Annotated in this window: 1 protein-coding gene and 1 pseudogene; one reads left to right on the top strand and one right to left on the bottom strand. The window is 43.4% G+C overall.

Going from position 1 to position 587, the window contains the following annotated elements; genetic code table 11:
• A pseudogene (locus R7E38_RS23160) lies at positions 1–125 on the top strand (siderophore ABC transporter ATP-binding protein); the annotation flags it as partial.
• A 47-nt stretch (positions 126–172) separates the two neighbouring features.
• Here the strand turns inward: R7E38_RS23160 and cueR are convergent.
• The gene (gene cueR / locus R7E38_RS23165; protein ID WP_005486235.1) at positions 173–559 is read right to left on the bottom strand and encodes a Cu(I)-responsive transcriptional regulator; all 387 of its coding nucleotides are present in this window, start codon (positions 557–559) and stop codon (positions 173–175) included.
• Positions 560–587 lie beyond the last annotated feature (28 nt).

The raw sequence follows: 587 nt of genomic DNA on the forward strand, positions 1-587 counted from the left end.
AAGGCAAAGTGGTGGCAAGTGGCGCGGTTGAAGAGGTGATTCAGGCAACAACATTGGAAGACATCTACGAAACACCATTTAACATCATTGAGTTAAATGGCAAACGCATGTGCACTTACCATTAATCTGAACCAACTTGTTGCCTTTAACGAACTATAATAGATAGACGAGCTTACTTGGTCAGCTCGTCTATGATCGGACAGCGACTTTTCGCATCGCCAGGGCAAGCCGATACCCAACCTTCCAACTGTTTTTTGATTTCCATCAGGTGAGCAATTTTCTCTTCTACTTCGCGCAGTTTATCCATCGTTCTTTCTTTCACTTCGCTGCTTTTACGGTTTGGATTATGCGCAAGCTGGACGAACTCTTTACATTCTTGAAGTGAAAATCCTGCGTTTTTTGCTCGTGAAACTAAGTTAAGTTCTTGAATATGATTATCTGAATACTCGCGATAGCCAGAATCACTGCGTGCTGGTGGAGAGATGATCCCTTTGTCTTCATACAAACGAATCGACTTTGATGACAGTCCAGTTAGCTTCGCGACAGCGCCAATATTCATGTTTAACCTCCACATTCGAGCTAACGCC

It is taken from the genome of Vibrio sp. Vb2131 (genome assembly GCF_033338535.1).
GTDB lineage: Bacteria > Pseudomonadota > Gammaproteobacteria > Enterobacterales > Vibrionaceae > Vibrio > Vibrio alginolyticus.

Bases quoted from the DNA above. Each gene is read 5' to 3' on its own strand.
- cueR (WP_005486235.1), bottom strand. From the start codon at position 559: ATGAATATTGGCGCTGTCGCGAAGCTAACTGGACTGTCATCAAAGTCG.